Here is a 15,869-nt window from a genome sequence, read left to right on the forward strand (position 1 = left end):
CGAACCAGGTGACAGGACAGGGCGCGCGAGGCATGCGCGGGCCGGCCCCGGACGGCCCGGGAGTGAGCCAGCGCGGCAGCTCGCCGGCGCGGTGGCGGAAAGCGCGTCGCTCCTGGCTCAGGGCATGAGGGGAAGCCTGCCAATGATCTTGTCGATCCAGGCGCTCATCTCTCTGCACATCCGGCCCCGGCCCGCCCCGTCATCGAGGAGTTCCGGGAATGGGCCGCACGCCTGCCGGAGGTGATCGGCCTGTTCGTCATCTCCGGTACGCACGACTTCCTCCTGCACATCGCCGTCCCCGGCGTCGACGGCGTGTACGCCTTCGTCATCGACCGCCTCACCGAACGCAGAGAAGTCGCCGACGTGCAGACCACCAGGGCCTATGAGCACGTCCAGTCCCGCTGCATCGAGCCGGCCGGCCCCGACCGCCCCCGGTTCTCCCGCAGAGCCCGCTGACCGGTCGGCTCAACACCCCTTTCCTGCAAGCCAGTTGTGCCGGAGGTCTGGTCCTGTGGCAGATGGTGACGGTGTGGACATGCAACGGAGAGGGAGGCCAAACTCGCCTCAGCCCTCTAGCGGGGAATCGGGAAGGAATCACAACGGAGGCGCCATGCTGAGGCGTACGGTCCAACTCGTTCTGGCTTTTGTCATGATCATGGCGGCCACGGTAGGGGGAGTGCTGGCCACGGCCGCCCCGGCCCAGGCCGACGAGTGCTACAGCTGGGGCCGCACCCTGTCCGAGGGCATGTCGGGTGCCGACGTGACCCAGCTGCAGATCCGGGTGGCCGGGCATGTCGACTACGGCGAGATCCTCTCCGTCGACGGCAACTTCGGCCCGCGCACCAAGGCCGCGGTCACCAAGTTCCAACAGGCGTACGGCCTGGGAGCGGACGGCATCGCGGGTTCCCAGACGTTCAGCAAGATCTACGCACTGCAGGACCCGGACTGCACCCCCATCCACTTCACCTACGCCGAACTGAACAACTGCAACTCCGACTGGTCCGGTGGTGCGGTCAGCGCCGCGACGGCCAAGTCCAACGGCCTGCGCACGATGTGGAAGCTGGAGGCCATGCGGCACGCGATGGGCGACGTACCGATCTCCGTGTCCAGCGGATTCCGCTCGACGGCCTGTAACAACGCGGCGGGCGGGGCCTCGAACAGCCGTCACCTCTACGGTGATGCCGCCGACCTGATCGGCAGCCCGTCGTTCTGCGCACTCGCCCAGCGGGCTCGCTCGCACGGCTTCGGCGGCATCTTCGGCCCCGGCTACCCCGACCACAACGACCACACCCACGTGGACGGACGCACCAGCCGCTCCTGGTCCGCGCCCAACTGCGGCGTCTGACCAACGAGTCCCCACCCACCGCACAGCAGTCCGCCTTCCCCGGGACGGCCTCCGGCCCGGGGAGGCGGACTTCCTCGACCGTAGGGTGCGCGGCCGGTCAGGCTTCGGCCAGGGGCGGGCGCCGCTCATGGCCGAAGCGGAGCAGACCTGCCACGCCGCCCTCCCTCACTTTCCCCCCGCACCCCAGTAGGAGAGCCCTGATGTCGTCCCGCATCCCCTGGCGCGCCCGCGCCGGTACGGCCACGCTGGCCGTGCTCGCCGGTATCGGCGCGCTCGCCGTCCCCGGCCCTGCCGCGGCGGCTCCCCCGCCCGAGAGCCGACAGACCGTCACGTACCACGGGTACCGCATCGACGTGCCCGCCGACTGGCAGGTGGTCGATCTGGCCGAGAACCCGCGCGCCTGCCTCCGGTTCGACAGACCCGCCGTCTACCTGGGTGAGCCCGCCGAGCAGAACGACTGCCCCGCCCGGGTCGTCGGCCGTGTGGGGGGCATCGTCGTGGAGCCCATCAGCTCCGCCGGCCAGGCCACGGCCGCGGTCGCGCGGACCCGGCGCGGCAAGGCCGACGCCCCGTCCGCCGTATCCAGCAACGACACCATTCAGGTCGCGGTCGAGGACGCCGGCGTCCTCGTGACCGCCGCCCACACCCCGGAGACCGAGAGCCTGGTGCGCGGAGTTCTCGCCTCGGCCGAACTCACCGAGGGCGCCGAGCGCACCGAACTGCCCCGCGCGTCCCAGCCGTCCGGCGCCACCGCCCTCGCCGCGGCGGGGCCGCAGCCGGGCAGCTACCTGGGCAAGGGCTTCGACGCCTGCACGGCACCCTCGCAGGCCGCCATGAACGCCTGGCAGGCGAACTCGCCGTACAGCGCCGTCGGCGTCTACATCAGCGGTTCCTTCCGGGGCTGCGCCCAGCCGAATCTGACGGCGAGCTGGGTGACCAGCCAGACCGGCAACGGATGGCGTCTGTTCCCCATCGACGTCGGCCGCCAGGCACCGTGCACCAACTATTCGCTGAAGATGTCCGCCGATCCCGCCACGGCCAAGTCCCAAGGGGTCACCGCGGCGGCCGGTGCCATCACCGCCGCGTCGAACCTCGGAATCCCGGCCGGCAGTGCCATCTACAGCGACATCGAGGCGTACACCTCCACGGCTTCCTGCAAGGCGGCCGTGCTGTCGTACCTGTCCGGCTGGACCGAGCGCCTGCACACCAGCGGCTACCTCTCGGGTTTCTACTCCAGCGCCGCCTCCGGTATCAAGGACGCCGCGAGCGAGTACAACAACAGCGCCTACACACGGGTCGACCACCTCTTCTACGCGTGGTGGAACGGAGCCGCCGACACCAACACCGGCTCCTACGTGCCGTCCACCTCCTGGGCGAACCACCAGCGGATCCACCAGTACGTCGGTGAGGTCACCGAGTCCTACGGCGGCTACTCGATCAACATCGACCGCGACTACCTGGACGTGGGCACCGGCACCCCGCCCACGCCCACCTGCACCGGGGCGAACCTCGACTTCACCGCGTACCCGACCGTCCAGAGCGGCTCGACCGGGAACCAGGTCAAGGCGGCCCAGTGCCTGCTCAAGGCCGCGGGCTTCGACCCGGGAACCCCGGACGGGATCTTCGGGCCCGACACGACCTCCGCCACCCGGAACTTCCAGAGCAGCAAGGGGCTCACGGCGGACGGGGCGATCGGCGCGAAGACCTGGACGGCCCTGCTGTCCCGCGGATCCACCCCGACCGTCCAGAGCGGTTCGACGGGAGAGGCCGTCACCCGGCTGCAGCGTGCCCTGACCGCCGGGCTCGGCCGGACGGTGTCCATCGACGGCGTCTTCGGCTCGGGCACCGCCCAGGCCGTACGCGACTACCAGTCCTCGCGCGGGCTGGGCGCCGACGGCATCGTCGGCCCCGCCACCTGGGGCGCCCTCCAGTCGGGAAAGTGAACAGGAAAGCGAGGCAGACACCGTGAGACGACTCGTACGCACCATCACACTGTTCACCGCGTTGGCGGGCCTGCTCTTCGGACTGGGCGTCCCGGCGCAGGCATTCCCGCAGGCCGCGTTCCCGCTGTTGAGCAGCGGCAACCGAGGCTCCGACGTTGTCGCGCTGCAGCACCTCCTCGCCGCGCACGGCCGCTCCGTGGCGGTGGACGGCGCCTTCGGCTCGGGCACACAGAGCGCCGTGGTGGGCTTCCAGCAGTCCAAGGGCCTGGCCGCGGACGGCATCGTCGGGCCCGCCACCTGGGGCGCGCTCGCCATCACCGTCCGTCAGGGCGACAGCGGGCCGGCGGTGACGGCCCTCCAGTCGCTGCTCAACGCCAAGCGGGGCGCCGGCCTCTCGGTCGACGGGGCCTTCGGATCCGCCACCGGCACCGCTGTCCGTACCTTCCAGTCCCATGCGGGAATCAGCGCGGACGGCGTCGTCGGGCCGACGACCTGGCAGAACCTGCTGTGGCACTACGAGAACATCAACTTCGGCGGCAGCACGATGTGCGCACAGAGCCCCGACGGCAACGCGGGTGCCCACTGGGCGACAGCCGGTGCGGTCGGCCAGTTGGAGGCCGCCGCCGCCACGTTCGCCGCCACCGGGAACGGCAGACTGCCGGTCGGCGACGCGGGCTTCGAGCACGGCGGGGACATCCCCGGCCACGGCAGCCACGAAGTCGGGATGGACATCGACGTGTGGCCCGCCCGCACCGACTCGGCGCAGTGCACCGCGGGGCGCATCACCTGGCAGTCGAGCACGTACGACCGCGCGGCCACCCGCAGGCTCGTGCAGGAGATCCGGGCGAAGGCATCCGGCCACGTCCAGCTGATCTTCTTCAACGACCCACAGCTGATCTCGGAAGGGCTGACCACGAGTTACGCGAACCACGACAACCACCTGCACATCCGTTACCGGTAGCGGGCCGGCCGCGGGCCCCGGGCTTCGCCCGTGGACCCGCGGCCCACCGCAGTGCTCAGCGGATTACCAGCGTGGTGCCGGCCACGGCGGGCACCAGCTCGCCGATGACCAGATGTCCGGGTACCTCCCCGGCGATCAGCAGCCCGCCGGAGGTCTGTGCGTCGGCAAGCAGGTGCAGCTCGTCCTGGCTCGCCCGTCCCGCGTCAAGGTGCGGGCGTACCCAGTCGAGGTTGCGCCGGGTGCCGCCGCTGACGTACCCGGCCCGCAGGGACTCCCGGGCGCCGTCGAGCACGGGGACGGCGGCGGCGTTCACCACGGCCGTGACGCCGCTGGCCCTGGCCAGCTTGTGCAGATGGCCGAGCAGCCCGAATCCGGTCACATCGGTGGCGCACACGGCGCCGGCCTCCAGGGCAGCCGCGGCTGCCCTGTCGTTGAGCATTGTCATGGTGGCGACGGCGTGTGCGAAGACCTCGCCGGTCCGTTTGTGGCGGTTGTTGAGTATGCCGACGCCCAGCGGTTTGGTCAGGGTCAGCGGCACGCCCGGCCGGCCGGCGTCGTTGCGCAGCAGCCGGTCCGGATCCACCAGGCCCGTCACGGCCATTCCGTAGAGCGGTTCCGGGCTGTCGATGCTGTGACCGCCGCCGACGAAGCAGCCGGCTTCGCGGGCCACTTCGAGCGCTCCCGCCAGGACCTCCCGGGCCAGCTCCGCGGGCAGTACGTCACGGGGCCAGCCCAGCAGGTTGAGCCCGACGACGGGCCGGCCGCCCATCGCGTAGACGTCGGACAGGGCGTTGGCCGCGGCGATCCGGCCCCAGTCGCGGGCGTCGTCGACGACGGGTGTGAAGAAGTCGGCCGTCGACACCAGGGCCGTGCCGTCACCGGTGAGCACCACGGCGGCGTCGTCACCGTCGTCGAGTCCGACCAGCAGCCGGTTCTTGTTGCCGCCGAGGGCCTGCCCGGGGTTCCCGGGCGGCAGCAGTCCCGCGACCATCGCCTCCAGTTCCCCCGGAGGAATCTTGCAGGCGCAGCCGCCTCCGTGTGCGAACTGGGTCAACCGCACGGGCGCGGCCGGTACGGCGGCGGGGCCAACTGTCGTCATACGGCGATCATTTCACCCCTTGCCCCAGCAGTGTGCGGGGACCACAATCTTGTTCCGGAGGCGTTGGGCGGGCTGGTGCCCCTCCCGATCTTCAACATCGGTGTGGTCCGGAAACCGGGCCAGGCGGGTTCGATTCCCGTCCGCCTCCGCTGACTTCGATCGGGGTGGCGCGGGTGGCGGACGAGACGGAGGAGCCGCCTGCGGACATCCGGAGGCAGGTGCCGAGCACCACGGTGCTCCTCGGCGACCCCCGGCTGAGCGAGGCGTCCGCACGGCTGGGCAGGCCCCTCGTCAAGGCCGCGGTCGGCACCGCCCAACAGCTCGTACGCGAAGGACGGATCGGCCCGGGCGACGCCGTCCACGCCGCACTTGCCGCGCTCCCCGCGCACACAGGCGGACTGAGCCCCGTGCACAACGCCACCGGCGTCGTACTGCACACCAATCTGGGACGGGCCCCGCTGTCGCGGTCCGCACTGGAGGCCATGGCGGCGGCAGGCGGATACACGGACGTCGAGCTGGACCTCGGCACCGGCAGACGGGCGCCACGCGGACGCGGCGCCATGGCTGCCCTGCGGGAAGCGGTGCCGGCCGCGGAGGCGGTGCACGTGGTCAACAACGGAGCCGCCGCCCTGGCCCTGGCGGCAATGACGCTGGCCCCGGGGCGCGACATCCTGCTCAGCCGGGGCGAATTCGTGGAGATCGGCGACGGCTTCCGGATACCCGAACTGCTGGCCTCCTGCGGCGCCCGCATACGCGAGGTCGGCACCACCAACCGGACCCGTCTCGGCGACTACGCGGACGCCGCCGGCCCGGACACCGGCTTCATCCTCAAGGTCCACCCGTCGAACTTCACGGTGAGCGGCTTCACCGGGGGAGTGGAAGCCGAGGAACTGGCGTCCCTCGGCCTTCCCGTCGTAGTCGACATCGGCTCCGGCCTCCTCGCTCCCGACCCGGTGCTGCCGGACGAGCCCGACGCGGCCACGGCCCTGCGCGCCGGGGCCACCCTCGTCACCGCCAGCGGGGACAAGCTCCTCGGCGGGCCGCAGGCCGGGCTGGTCCTCGGCCGGGCCGCCGTCGTGGAACGGATGCGCCGCCATCCTCTGGCCCGCGCCCTGCGCGTGGACAAGTTCACCCTGGCCGCGCTGGAAGCGACACTGCGCGGTCTCGAGCCTCCCGTGCACACAGCCGTGCACATGCCGCTGCCGCAGCTGCGCATCCGCACGCTGCGCATGGCCGAGGACGCTGTCCGCCGAGGTCTGGACGCCCGCGTCGTACCCCACGAGGCGGTGGTGGGAGGAGGGGGCGCGCCCGGGGCCGTTCTGCCTTCCTGCGCGCTCAGCCTCCCCGACGACCTGGCAGAACCTCTGCGCACCGGTCAACCGGCCGTGCTCGGGCGGGTGGTGCGCGGACGCCTGCTGCTGGACCTCCGGTGCGTACCGGAGGAATTCGACAGCGAGATCCTCGCCGCGGTGCTGCGCGCGGCGGGGCGGTGACCATGCGGGTCATCGCGACGGCAGGGCATGTCGACCACGGCAAGAGCACACTGATCCACGCACTGACCGGCACCCACCCCGACCGGCTGGCGGAGGAGCGGCGCCGTGGCCTGACCATCGACCTGGGCTTCGCATGGACGGACCTGCCGTCGGGCGAACGCCTTGCGTTCGTCGATGTCCCGGGACACGAGAGGTTCGTCCCCACCATGCTGGCCGGCGTGGGCCCCGTGCCCGCCGTGCTGTTCGTCGTCGCCGCCGACGAGGGCTGGAAACCGCAGTCCGCCGAGCACCTCGCCGCCGTGGACGCCCTCGGCGTACGGCACGGACTGCTCGCCGTCACCCGCTGCGACCTGGCCGACCCCGGCCCCGCCACGACGCAGGCACGGGAGCGGATCCGGACCAGCGCCCTCGGCGACGTCGAGACCGTGGCCGTGAGCGCGCGCACCGGCGCGGGCCTTGCCGCGTTGCGCGCCGCCCTCGGCCGGCTGGCCGCGCGGCTGCCGGACGGGGACGCCGACCCCCCGGTGCGCCTGTGGATCGACCGGTCCTTCACCGTGCGCGGCAGCGGACTGGTCGTCACCGGCACGCTCGGCGCGGGGCGGATCCGCAGGGGTGACACCCTGGTGACCGCCCGCTCGGGCCGTCCCGTGCGCGTCAGGGCCCTGCAGGCCCTCGGTGAGGAAACGGGCGAGGTGCGGGCCACCGCCCGGGTCGCCGTCAACCTCCGGGGCCTCGACAAGGAGGCGACCGGCCGTGGCGACGCCCTGCTCACGCCCGACAGTTTCCTCCCCTGCCTGCGCTGCGACGTGCGCGTCCACGGCGGAACACCGGCCGCCGAGCTGCCCCGTACCGCCGTCGCCCACATCGGCTCGGCGGCCGTGCCCGTACGCGTACGGCCGCTCGGCACCGACACCGTCCGGCTGACCCTGCCGGAGCCGCTGCCGCTGCGCATCGGTGACCGCGCGGTGCTGCGCGATCCCGGTCTGCGGCGTGTGCTGGCCGGCCTGACTGTGCTCGACCCCCAGCCACCGGAACTGCGGCGTCGCGGCTCCGCCGCACGGCGGGCGGCAGAGCTCGGCGACGTGCGCGGCACTCCGGGGGAGGCGGCCGAGCTACGGCGAAGGCTGCTGGTCAGGCGCGCCGACCTGACCGCGATGGGGGTGGCCGTCCACACCACGCCGGTCGCGGGGGACTGGCTCGCCGACCCCGCCCACTGGACCGCCCTGCGCGCTTCCCTGGCCGAACTGGTCGCGGCTCACCACCGTGAGCGGCCCACCGAAGAGGGCATGCCGGTGGACGCCGCTCGGCATCGCCTGGGGCTGCCGGCCGTCTCCCTCGTGGAAGCACTGGTCACGCCGCCCCTGCGGATGAGCCGCGGGCGCGTGACCGCCGGGCCCGCGACACAGCCCGCCGTGGTGGCGGACGCGGTCCGAAGGCTCACCTCCGAGCTCGAAGGGCGGCCCTTCGCGGCCCCCCACGCCCAGCGGCTCGCGGAACTCGGCCTGGGCCGCCGTGAACTCGCCGCGGCCGTCCGCCACGGAGCGATCCTGCGGCTCGCGGAGCACGTGGTCCTGCTGCCGGACGCTCCCCTTCTGGCAGCCGACCGGCTGGGCGAACTCGACCAGCCGTTCACCGTAGGAACGGCGAGCCGGGCTCTGGACACCACTCGACGCGTCACCGTTCCCCTGCTGGAGCACTGCGACGGTCAGGGCATCACCCACCTGCTTCCCGACAAGCGCCGCCGGTGTGCGCCCCGCGGCGGGTCTGCGTCGGTGACCGCACCGGCCTGAGGCTCTCAGCGGACGGCCGAGGTGTTCGCCTCCGTGGAAGGAGGAACGGACGCTACTGGAGTGAGGGGTGGTGGGGCCGTGGGGGAGGCGTCGCCCACGCGGGCATCGACGCACTCCCGTTCCCGGTCGGCCGACGCCGGCCGGAAGCAGGCCCGGACGGTGCTGCCGGGGTGGGCCGCGGTCATCTCGGTGTACACGTAGGTTTCCGCGTCGGCGGCGTCCTTGACGCGAACCTCACGGGTCGGGCCGGCCGACGTGACCTCCACCCGGTCGCCGATCCGGGCCTGCCACACCCGGGCCCAGCTCGCGCCGCACTTCTCGCTGTAGCGCAGCTCCACATGGGCGCCGGTAGTGGTGCGATACGTGGTGAGGGTGTCGGGGTCGATGCCGCAGACCATGCGCATCGGATCCAGGCCCTCGCAGGCGCCTCCGTGACACTGGGGGGCGAGCGAGCGCGGGGCGGAGGCCGACAGCGGATCCTCCTCCGCGGCCTCCAGGCCCGGCAGCAGGAAGAGCACCAGCGCCACACCACCGACGATCACGGCGTACGCCGACGCCAGGACCACCATGAGCCTGCCCCGGCGGCCGAGCCGGCGCCCGGCCTCTGGGGGCCGGGGCGGTTCCGGTGTCTGTGCCGGCGGCTCTTCGGCTGCAGGGGCGGGGGCCGCCGCGCGCCCGCTCCACTCCGACTCGACGATCTCCCACAGGGCCAGCAGCCACCCGTCCGGTTCGTTCGCGACCCGGCACAGTTCCCGTACGGCATGACGAGGGGGCAGGCTCTTGCCGTTGAGGTAGCGCTCCCACGAGGACTTGCTGTACGCCGTGCGCTCCGACAGCGCCGCCAGGCTCAGACCCGTACGGGCGCGCAACTCCCGCAGCCCAGCCGTCAACCGGGTGTGTTCCGCGGTCACTTCGGATCCGCCTCCCGCAGGGCCTTCCAGGTGTGCGGGCCGATGACGCCGTCCACGACCAGCCCGTCCCGTTTCTGGATGCGCTCGACCGCGCGCTGCGTCTGCGGGCCGAAGATGCCGTCGATGTCCCCCGGCGATATGCCCGCGCGGCGCAGCAGGCACTGTGCCTCGGCCACCTCCGACCCCACGTGGGTGTACGCGAGGATGGTGTCGGTGGTGCGGCTGTGGCCCGCGTACCAGCGGCCGTCACGCTGCTCCGGCCGACAGGTGTAGACGACCGGAACCAAGGACTCCGACACGATGGCCGGGGGCGCCGTGACCGCGCCGGCGCGCTCGTCCGCGAGCTCGGCGCGGGCGTCGGCGAGTCGGACGCCCAGAACGACGGCAGCGGACACGGACAGCGCCAGGGCCACCGCCCCCGCCACGACGAGGGCGCGCGGGTAGAGCCCGTACGACTGCTCCGTGGGCGCGGGTACCGGTGTCTCCGGGGCGCTCTCCGGGTCACCGGTGGTGATCACCTGTCCCTCCGCCCAGCGTTCGGCGGCGATCTCCCGCAGCACCAGCAGCCGGGTCGCATCGTCACGGCTGATGCGGGCCATCGCCTCGACGGCCTCACGGGGCGGCAGCGACCTGCCGTTCAGATACCGCTGCCAGGACCTCGCGCTGTACCCGGTCTTCGCGGCCAGTTGACGTGTGGTCAGTCCGTCGCGGTCCTTCAGCCTGCGCAACCGCACGATCAACTGATGCACGTGTGGATGCAGTTCAGCGGGCAACTCTTTCCAACGCGACATGACTCCCCCGCCCGCGTCGGGGACCGTAAATCCGGTCCCCCCGTGTCCCGCCCACATTCTGCATCATCAGGGCGCTCACGGAACGGTGACTCCGCTCCGTCCGGAATCGGCCGCCCGCGCCCGGGGCCGTCCCGCCGTACCGACTCGGCGGCCGACGTCCCGGCAGGTCAGCGACTGGGGCTTCCCAGCACCAGTGGCGTTCCGTCCGCCACGCCACTCGCTCCGAGGAGCCCTGTTCATGACGACCGTTGGATTGCATTTCATGGCGACCGTTGGATACGGAAGAGCGCGAAGGAGCCCATCACGTGACCAGGACGCTGACCCTGCGAGCGCTTCGGAAGCTGAGGACGGCTCCCGGCGGGGAGTTCGACTGCCGGATCGACTTCTCCGACGGGCCGGGGACATCGCGGCCGGTCGCCTACGTGGAACGCGCATTGCCGCCGGGCGGCATATCTGCCTACCTCGACGCCCGGAAGAGCGGTGCCCGCTCCCTCGTCCGGCGACACGATCCACGTGAACGCACCTGACCTGGACTGGCGGCTCGGAGCCGCCCTCGGTGCCCTGATCCCTTCGTTCGACAGCTGGATCGGGAATCCCTGGGACAACAGGAAAGACTGACACGTGGCCCCGGCCTGTGGGGCTGAACCGACGATGCCTGCGACCGGATCAACCGCCGCAGATGTGCGTGCCGGACCCCGCGAGCCCGGCATGATCCGGACGACAGGTCCTAGGCTCCCGGTTCGCGCGTGGAGTGCTGCGGAAGCTCCACGCCACTCCCGACGAACGGCTGGACGAGCACGTCGAACTGCCCCACCGTCAGATTCCGTCGCTTCAGGATCGCTCGGGCCGCCGTGGAGATCGCGGCCCAGGCGTCGGAGTGCAGCCCTTCCAGGTGCGCGTCGAGCTCGTCGGCGCGGGAAAGGAGGGCCGTGCGGATCCGGCGCTCGAGCTCGGAGTTCTCGGAGGCGGACGGCACCGCAGCCTGGCTCGCCTCCCTGCCGCCTTCGGTGCGGAGGTCGACCGTTCGATCGAACGCCGACGCGAGCGCTTCCGGTGGCAGCGCGGTGGCCGCATCGACAAAACGTGTGGTCACGGCATTCAGCATGGGGCACCTCATCGAATCGGCGGTCTGTGATCTGCGACGAGAGCGTACCGTCCACGTACGACACGCACGCCGTGGCGGTTGCCACGGCGCCGGGCCCTACTCCTCGACCTGCTCGACCCGATAGCCGGCGCTTCGCGCCGCGGCCAGGAACGCGTCGAGGTCGGGGGCGTTGCGCAGCAACAGCCCGAGCTCGCCCTCGTTCTCCGCCATCCGGAAGCTCGCCGTCGCGAACGGGTGGGTCACCGGCCCCGTACCCGGCAGGGGCGGAGGCGCCGAGGTGCTCACGAGTATCCCGGGCTTGCCGGCGACTTCGACGGCGAGCCGATCGCGAGCGAACACGTGGTACCGGCGAATGGACACTGCTTCGCTGCTCATGTCGTTCCCTTTCCGTGGAGATCCTCGAACGTGCGCCCGTCCGTGATCGTCCCGCCGTTCAGCCTGCCGTGTCGCCCGGGGTTTCGCACGGGAGGCCGTCAACTGTCCTCGTCGGGAACGAGCACGAGGTCGAAACTCATGCTCGTCCACGTGCCCTGCGGCTGCGATCCGTCAGGTGCCGGGCCGGCGGTGTGATGCTCGGCTTCGACGACGAGGCTGTCCTTCACGCCGAACACCGCGTCGCGGCCGAGGTGGGGATCGCCTGCCACGAAGAGGTGGGTGACCAGGGCGCGGCGGCCCGGCGCGGTGACCTTGAAGTGCAGGTGAGCCGGCCGCATCGGCGTGCGGCCGGCGGCCGTGAGCAGATCGCCCACCGGGCCGTCGTGCGGGATCGGATACGGCGTGGGCAGGACCGTCCAGAAGCGGTACGCCCCGTCGGGCCCGGTCCGCAGCCGGCCGCGCGCCGCGGAGCGGTCGCCGGGGTACTGGACGTCGTAGAAGCCGTCCTCGTCGGCTCCCCACACATCCAGTCGCGCGCCGCTGACCGGGGTGCCGTCCAGGCACCGCACGTGGCCCGATACGTAGCACGGCGTCCCCACCGCTCCGCGTGCGATGTCGCCACCGAGCGGGACCTCGGGGGAGTCCTCGACGAAGAACGGCCCCAACACCGTCCCTTCGGTGGCGCCGCGCGTCTTCGGCTCGTTGATGGCGACGGCCAGCGTGGACAGTCCGAGGACGTCGGACAGCAGGACGAACTCCTGGCGGCGCTCGTCGGTGATGTGCCCGGCGCGGGTGAGGAACTCGATCGCCGCGTTCCATTCCTGTTCGGTGAGCCGGACCTCTCGGGCGAAGGCGTGCAGGTGCCGGACCAGGCTCCGCATCACCGTGCGAAGGCGGGGGTCGCCGGTGTCGTCGAAGCTGGCGAGGACCTCGTCGGTGACCGCCTGCTCCTTGTCGTCGGCGACGGAGTGCTCGGCGGTCATGCGTTTCCCCCAGCGGGCTCGGTGCCGGCCCATGCCGCGTGGACCGGCTTCCTCGGACCCGTAGGCGTGACAGGGGGCGGATGGTCGGTGGGCACGAGCGCGAGAATAGCGTCGGGACGAGGTCCTCATGGGCGCACTGCTGCGCGGCGCTGACCAAGATCTCCGAAACCCCCACCGCGGTCCGGCCGATCCACCAGACTTGCTTTTGGTTTCCGACGGAGAAGGGCGGCAGTCATGGCGAAGAGCGCACTCCTGGTGATGGACGTCCAACGGGACGTCGTGGCCATCGCCGACGACGGATCCGGATATCTGCCGCGCCTGCGCAGGGCGATCGACGGTGCACGGGCTGCCGGTATCCCCGTGATCTACGTGGTGATGGCGTTTCGGCAGGGCGATCCGGAAGTCAGCCCCCGGAACAAGGTGATCACAAACGCTGTGCGGGCAGGCATGTTCACCGAGGGTGCCCCCGGTACCGAGATCCACGACGACATCGCGCCCCAGCAGGGCGACGTCGTGGTGACCAAGAGGCGGGGGAGCGCCTTCTCGGGCAGCGACCTCGACCTGGTACTCAGGGCTCGCGATATCGACAGCCTCGTTCTCACCGGCATCGCCACCAGCGCCGTGGTGCTGTCCACTGTGTGGGCCGCCATCGACCTGGACTTCGGCCTCACCGTCCTGGCGGACGGCTGCCTCGACACCGACCCCGAGGTGCACCGGGTCCTCACCGAAAAGCTCTTCCCGCAGTGGGCGGACGTCGTCGCCGTCGAGGACTGGCTCAAGGCCGTCGCGCGGCAATAGCGGGAGGCGGCCCCTCGTGTGAATCTCCGTTTGCGTGCCGAGCACCTCAGGACGGCGGAGTCACAACCGGGGGTGTCAGTCTCCGAGCGTGCCGAAGAAGGCGCGGACATCGGTGACGAACGCCTCGGGCTGCTCCAGCGAGAGGAAGTTGCCGCCGTGCTCCAGTTCGCTCCAGTAGGTGATGTGGTGATCCCGCTCGGCGAAGCGGCGGATGGCGATGTCCGTCTTCAGGGCGACGGCCACACCGGTCCGCACCGTGCCGCGCGGCTTCGGGGCCCAGGCGCTCGGGTCGTGGCCGGACTCGTAGTAGAGGTTTGCCGAGGAGCCGGCCGTACCGCTGAACCAGTAGACGCTGATGTTGGTCAGCAGGCGGTCGCGGCCCACGGCGTCCTCGGGGAGTTCGGCGGCGGGGTCCGTCCACTCCTTGAACTTCTCCGCGATCCAGGCGAGTTGGCCGACCGGAGAGTCGTGCAGCCCGTAGGCGAGGGTCTGCGGGCGGGTGGACTGGATGGCGTTGAAGCCCATCTTGTCCTGCTGGAAGTTCTCCAGACGGGCCAGCCGCTCCTGTTCGGACTCGGTCAGCCCGTCGAGTTCGGCAGGGTCTCCGGAGGGGAAGGTGACCAGACCGTTGACGTGGATGCCGATGACGCGGTCGGGCGCCTGGCGTCCCATCTCGGCAGCGATCCAGGCGCCGCCGCCCGTTCCCTGAACGCCGTAGGAGCTGTAGTCGAGCCGGTCCATCAGCTCGACGAATGCGCCTGCGATGCGCCCGGTGTTCCAGCCGGCCTCGCCGAGCGGACCGGAGAAGCCGGTGCCGGGCGTTGAGGTCACGACGACGTGGAAGTCCTTGGTCAGCGGCTGGATGACCTCGACGAACTGTACGAACGAGCAGGGCCAGTCATGCAGCAGCAGGAGCGGGACGGCCGCCGGGTTCTGCGAACGGACGTGCAGGAAGTGGATGTTCTGACCGTCGATCTCGGTCGTGAACTGGGGGAACTCATTGAGCTCCGCCTCCGCCTTGCGCCAGTCGAAACCGTCGGCCCAGTACGCGGCCAAGTCCTTGAGGTAGCCGGTGGGCACGCCCCGGCTCCAGCCGGTGCCAGGGATCTCGCTGCCCCAGCGGGTACGTGCCAGCCGCTCCTGGAGGTCGTCGAGCGCGTCCTGCGGGACGTCGATGCGGAACGGGTGGATCCGGGCGTCGGTGCTGCTGCTGTTCTCCATGGGTAAAACAGTATCCTCGATATAGGCACGCATCGTTCCTAATCACACAACAGGCTGGGTTCCATGCTCGATACCTCCGCACGTTTGCTGCGCCTGCTCTCTCTGCTGCAGACCTCGCGCGTTTGGCCGGGTTCGGAACTGGCCGAGCGCCTGGAGGTGAGTGGCCGTACCGTCCGCAACGACATCGACCGGTTGCGCGAGCTCGGCTACCCCGTGGACGCGACACGCGGTGCCACCGGCGGCTACCGGCTGGTCGCCGGGGCTGCGATGCCGCCGTTGCTTCTCGACGACGAGGAAGCCGTGGCCGTGACGATTGCCCTGCGCACTGCTGTGCAGGGCGCCGTCCCTGGCACCGAGGAGACGTCATTGCAGGCGCTGGCCAAGCTGGAGCAGGTGCTGCCCCCGCGGCTGCGCCGACGCGTACGCGCCCTTCAGGCGTACACGGTCGCCGTGCCGGCGGACCGTCCGGCACCGGCTGTGTCTGCGGATGTGCTGACCACCCTGGTGTCGGCCTGTCGTGACCGGGAACGGCTGCGCTTCGACTACCTGAACCATGCCGGCTCGACCACCCGCCGGCTGGTCGAGCCGTATCGGGCGGTCAACTGGGGCCGGCGCTGGTACCTGGTGGCGTGGGACGTCGAGCGCCAGGACTGGCGGACCTTCAGGATCGACCGAATAGAGCCCCGCACCCCGACCGGCCCGCGCTTCTCCCCGCGCGAACTGCCCGGCGGCGACGCCGCGGCGTACGTCTCCCTGCGGGTGTCGAGCGCTGCCTGGCGCTACCACGCGCGGGTGACCGTCCATGCCCCGGCGACGGCGGTGATCGAGCGGATCAACCCCGCGGTCGGCACGGTCGAGGCTGTGGATGCCGACAGCTGCATCCTGATCACCGGTGCCGATACGGTGCAGACCCTTGCCGTCTACCTGGGCATGCTCGACTTCGACTTCGACGTCACCGAGCCCGCGGAACTGGTCACCCACCTGCGCCGGCTCGGAGACCGGTACACCCGCTCGACGCCTCCCGCCCATTGAGACGCCGAGACGCCACCCGAAC

16 protein-coding genes and 1 tRNA gene are annotated in these 15,869 nt (G+C 71.3%); 10 read left to right on the forward strand and 7 right to left on the reverse strand.

Annotated elements, in window-relative coordinates; translation table 11 throughout:
* Positions 1-240: 240 nt before the first annotated feature.
* The 4 genes from OG230_RS33940 to OG230_RS33955 all read left to right on the forward strand — a co-directional run bounded on the left by OG230_RS33940 (position 241) and on the right by OG230_RS33955 (position 4,249).
* On the forward strand, positions 241-456 hold the full coding sequence (locus OG230_RS33940; RefSeq protein ID WP_443051448.1) for an Lrp/AsnC ligand binding domain-containing protein: 216 nt from the start codon (positions 241-243) through the stop codon (positions 454-456).
* A gap of 154 nt (positions 457-610) precedes the next feature.
* Positions 611-1,345 (forward strand): D-Ala-D-Ala carboxypeptidase family metallohydrolase, encoded by a 735-nt coding sequence (locus OG230_RS33945; protein ID WP_328907593.1) that lies wholly within the window; start codon positions 611-613, stop codon positions 1,343-1,345.
* Between the two features lie 200 nt (positions 1,346-1,545).
* A complete protein-coding gene (locus tag OG230_RS33950; RefSeq protein ID WP_328907594.1) occupies positions 1,546-3,288 on the forward strand; it encodes a glycoside hydrolase domain-containing protein in 1,743 nt (580 codons plus the stop codon).
* Between the two features lie 22 nt (positions 3,289-3,310).
* On the forward strand, positions 3,311-4,249 hold the full coding sequence (locus OG230_RS33955; RefSeq protein WP_328907595.1) for a penicillin-insensitive murein endopeptidase: 939 nt from the start codon (positions 3,311-3,313) through the stop codon (positions 4,247-4,249).
* 55 nt (positions 4,250-4,304) lie between these two features.
* Here the strand turns inward: OG230_RS33955 and selD are convergent, their stop codons facing one another.
* Positions 4,305-5,348 (reverse strand): selenide, water dikinase SelD, encoded by a 1,044-nt coding sequence (gene selD, locus OG230_RS33960; RefSeq protein WP_328907596.1) that lies wholly within the window; start codon positions 5,346-5,348, stop codon positions 4,305-4,307.
* A gap of 56 nt (positions 5,349-5,404) precedes the next feature.
* On the opposite strand from selD, the gene OG230_RS33965 reads away from it, so the two are divergent.
* The 3 genes from OG230_RS33965 to selB all read left to right on the forward strand — a co-directional run bounded on the left by OG230_RS33965 (position 5,405) and on the right by selB (position 8,631).
* Positions 5,405-5,498: transfer RNA gene (locus OG230_RS33965), tRNA-Sec, on the forward strand.
* Between the two features lie 23 nt (positions 5,499-5,521).
* On the forward strand, positions 5,522-6,841 hold the full coding sequence (gene selA, locus OG230_RS33970; RefSeq protein ID WP_328907597.1) for an L-seryl-tRNA(Sec) selenium transferase: 1,320 nt from the start codon (positions 5,522-5,524) through the stop codon (positions 6,839-6,841).
* A 2-nt stretch (positions 6,842-6,843) separates the two neighbouring features.
* The gene (gene selB, locus OG230_RS33975) at positions 6,844-8,631 is read left to right on the forward strand and encodes a selenocysteine-specific translation elongation factor (RefSeq protein WP_328907598.1); all 1,788 of its coding nucleotides are present in this window, start codon (positions 6,844-6,846) and stop codon (positions 8,629-8,631) included.
* A gap of 5 nt (positions 8,632-8,636) precedes the next feature.
* Here selB and OG230_RS33980 read toward each other — a convergent pair whose 3' ends face one another.
* Together OG230_RS33980 and OG230_RS33985 are read right to left on the reverse strand one after the other, a co-directional pair.
* Positions 8,637-9,542, reverse strand: a complete 906-nt coding sequence (locus tag OG230_RS33980) for a DUF2690 domain-containing protein (protein ID WP_328907599.1) — start codon at positions 9,540-9,542, stop codon at positions 8,637-8,639.
* Complete coding sequence (locus OG230_RS33985) at positions 9,539-10,333, reverse strand: peptidoglycan-binding protein (protein WP_328907600.1); 795 nt, start codon at positions 10,331-10,333, stop codon at positions 9,539-9,541. The genes OG230_RS33980 and OG230_RS33985 overlap by 4 nt, the downstream gene beginning before the upstream one ends.
* Before the next feature lie 305 nt (positions 10,334-10,638).
* Here OG230_RS33985 and OG230_RS33990 point away from each other — a divergent pair, with 305 nt between their 5' ends.
* Positions 10,639-10,860: a hypothetical protein gene (locus tag OG230_RS33990; RefSeq protein WP_328907601.1), complete on the forward strand. Its 222-nt coding sequence runs from the start codon at positions 10,639-10,641 to the stop codon at positions 10,858-10,860.
* Positions 10,861-11,060: 200 nt separating this feature from the next.
* On the opposite strand, the gene OG230_RS33995 is transcribed toward OG230_RS33990, so the two are convergent.
* From OG230_RS33995 to OG230_RS34005, 3 genes are all read right to left on the reverse strand, one after another.
* Positions 11,061-11,438 (reverse strand): hypothetical protein, encoded by a 378-nt coding sequence (locus tag OG230_RS33995; RefSeq protein ID WP_328907602.1) that lies wholly within the window; start codon positions 11,436-11,438, stop codon positions 11,061-11,063.
* A 96-nt stretch (positions 11,439-11,534) separates the two neighbouring features.
* Positions 11,535-11,813: a hypothetical protein gene (locus tag OG230_RS34000; RefSeq protein WP_328907603.1), complete on the reverse strand. Its 279-nt coding sequence runs from the start codon at positions 11,811-11,813 to the stop codon at positions 11,535-11,537.
* Between the two features lie 98 nt (positions 11,814-11,911).
* The gene (locus tag OG230_RS34005; protein WP_328907604.1) at positions 11,912-12,796 is read right to left on the reverse strand and encodes an intradiol ring-cleavage dioxygenase; all 885 of its coding nucleotides are present in this window, start codon (positions 12,794-12,796) and stop codon (positions 11,912-11,914) included.
* Positions 12,797-13,030: 234 nt separating this feature from the next.
* Between OG230_RS34005 and OG230_RS34010 the strand changes: the two genes are divergently transcribed.
* Positions 13,031-13,594: a cysteine hydrolase family protein gene (locus tag OG230_RS34010; protein WP_328907605.1), complete on the forward strand. Its 564-nt coding sequence runs from the start codon at positions 13,031-13,033 to the stop codon at positions 13,592-13,594.
* Between the two features lie 75 nt (positions 13,595-13,669).
* Here OG230_RS34010 and OG230_RS34015 read toward each other — a convergent pair whose 3' ends face one another.
* A complete protein-coding gene (locus tag OG230_RS34015) occupies positions 13,670-14,815 on the reverse strand; it encodes an epoxide hydrolase family protein (protein WP_328907606.1) in 1,146 nt (381 codons plus the stop codon).
* A 63-nt stretch (positions 14,816-14,878) separates the two neighbouring features.
* Between OG230_RS34015 and OG230_RS34020 the strand changes: the two genes are divergently transcribed.
* Positions 14,879-15,847: a helix-turn-helix transcriptional regulator gene (locus OG230_RS34020; protein WP_328907607.1), complete on the forward strand. Its 969-nt coding sequence runs from the start codon at positions 14,879-14,881 to the stop codon at positions 15,845-15,847.
* Positions 15,848-15,869 lie beyond the last annotated feature (22 nt).

This window comes from Streptomyces sp. NBC_00234 (assembly GCF_036195325.1).
In the GTDB taxonomy this organism is placed as follows: domain Bacteria; phylum Actinomycetota; class Actinomycetes; order Streptomycetales; family Streptomycetaceae; genus Streptomyces.

Bases quoted from the DNA above. Each gene is read 5' to 3' on its own strand.
- OG230_RS33950 (WP_328907594.1), top strand. From the start codon at position 1,546: ATGTCGTCCCGCATCCCCTGGCGCGCCCGCGCCGGTACGGCCACGCTG.
- OG230_RS33985 (WP_328907600.1), bottom strand. From the start codon at position 10,333: ATGTCGCGTTGGAAAGAGTTGCCCGCTGAACTGCATCCACACGTGCAT.
- OG230_RS34010 (WP_328907605.1), top strand. From the start codon at position 13,031: ATGGCGAAGAGCGCACTCCTGGTGATGGACGTCCAACGGGACGTCGTG.
- OG230_RS34000 (WP_328907603.1), bottom strand. From the start codon at position 11,813: ATGAGCAGCGAAGCAGTGTCCATTCGCCGGTACCACGTGTTCGCTCGC.
- selB (WP_328907598.1), top strand. From the start codon at position 6,844: ATGCGGGTCATCGCGACGGCAGGGCATGTCGACCACGGCAAGAGCACA.
- OG230_RS34005 (WP_328907604.1), bottom strand. From the start codon at position 12,796: ATGACCGCCGAGCACTCCGTCGCCGACGACAAGGAGCAGGCGGTCACC.
- OG230_RS34020 (WP_328907607.1), top strand. From the start codon at position 14,879: ATGCTCGATACCTCCGCACGTTTGCTGCGCCTGCTCTCTCTGCTGCAG.
- OG230_RS33945 (WP_328907593.1), top strand. From the start codon at position 611: ATGCTGAGGCGTACGGTCCAACTCGTTCTGGCTTTTGTCATGATCATG.
- selD (WP_328907596.1), bottom strand. From the start codon at position 5,348: ATGACGACAGTTGGCCCCGCCGCCGTACCGGCCGCGCCCGTGCGGTTG.
- OG230_RS34015 (WP_328907606.1), bottom strand. From the start codon at position 14,815: ATGGAGAACAGCAGCAGCACCGACGCCCGGATCCACCCGTTCCGCATC.
- OG230_RS33995 (WP_328907602.1), bottom strand. From the start codon at position 11,438: ATGCTGAATGCCGTGACCACACGTTTTGTCGATGCGGCCACCGCGCTG.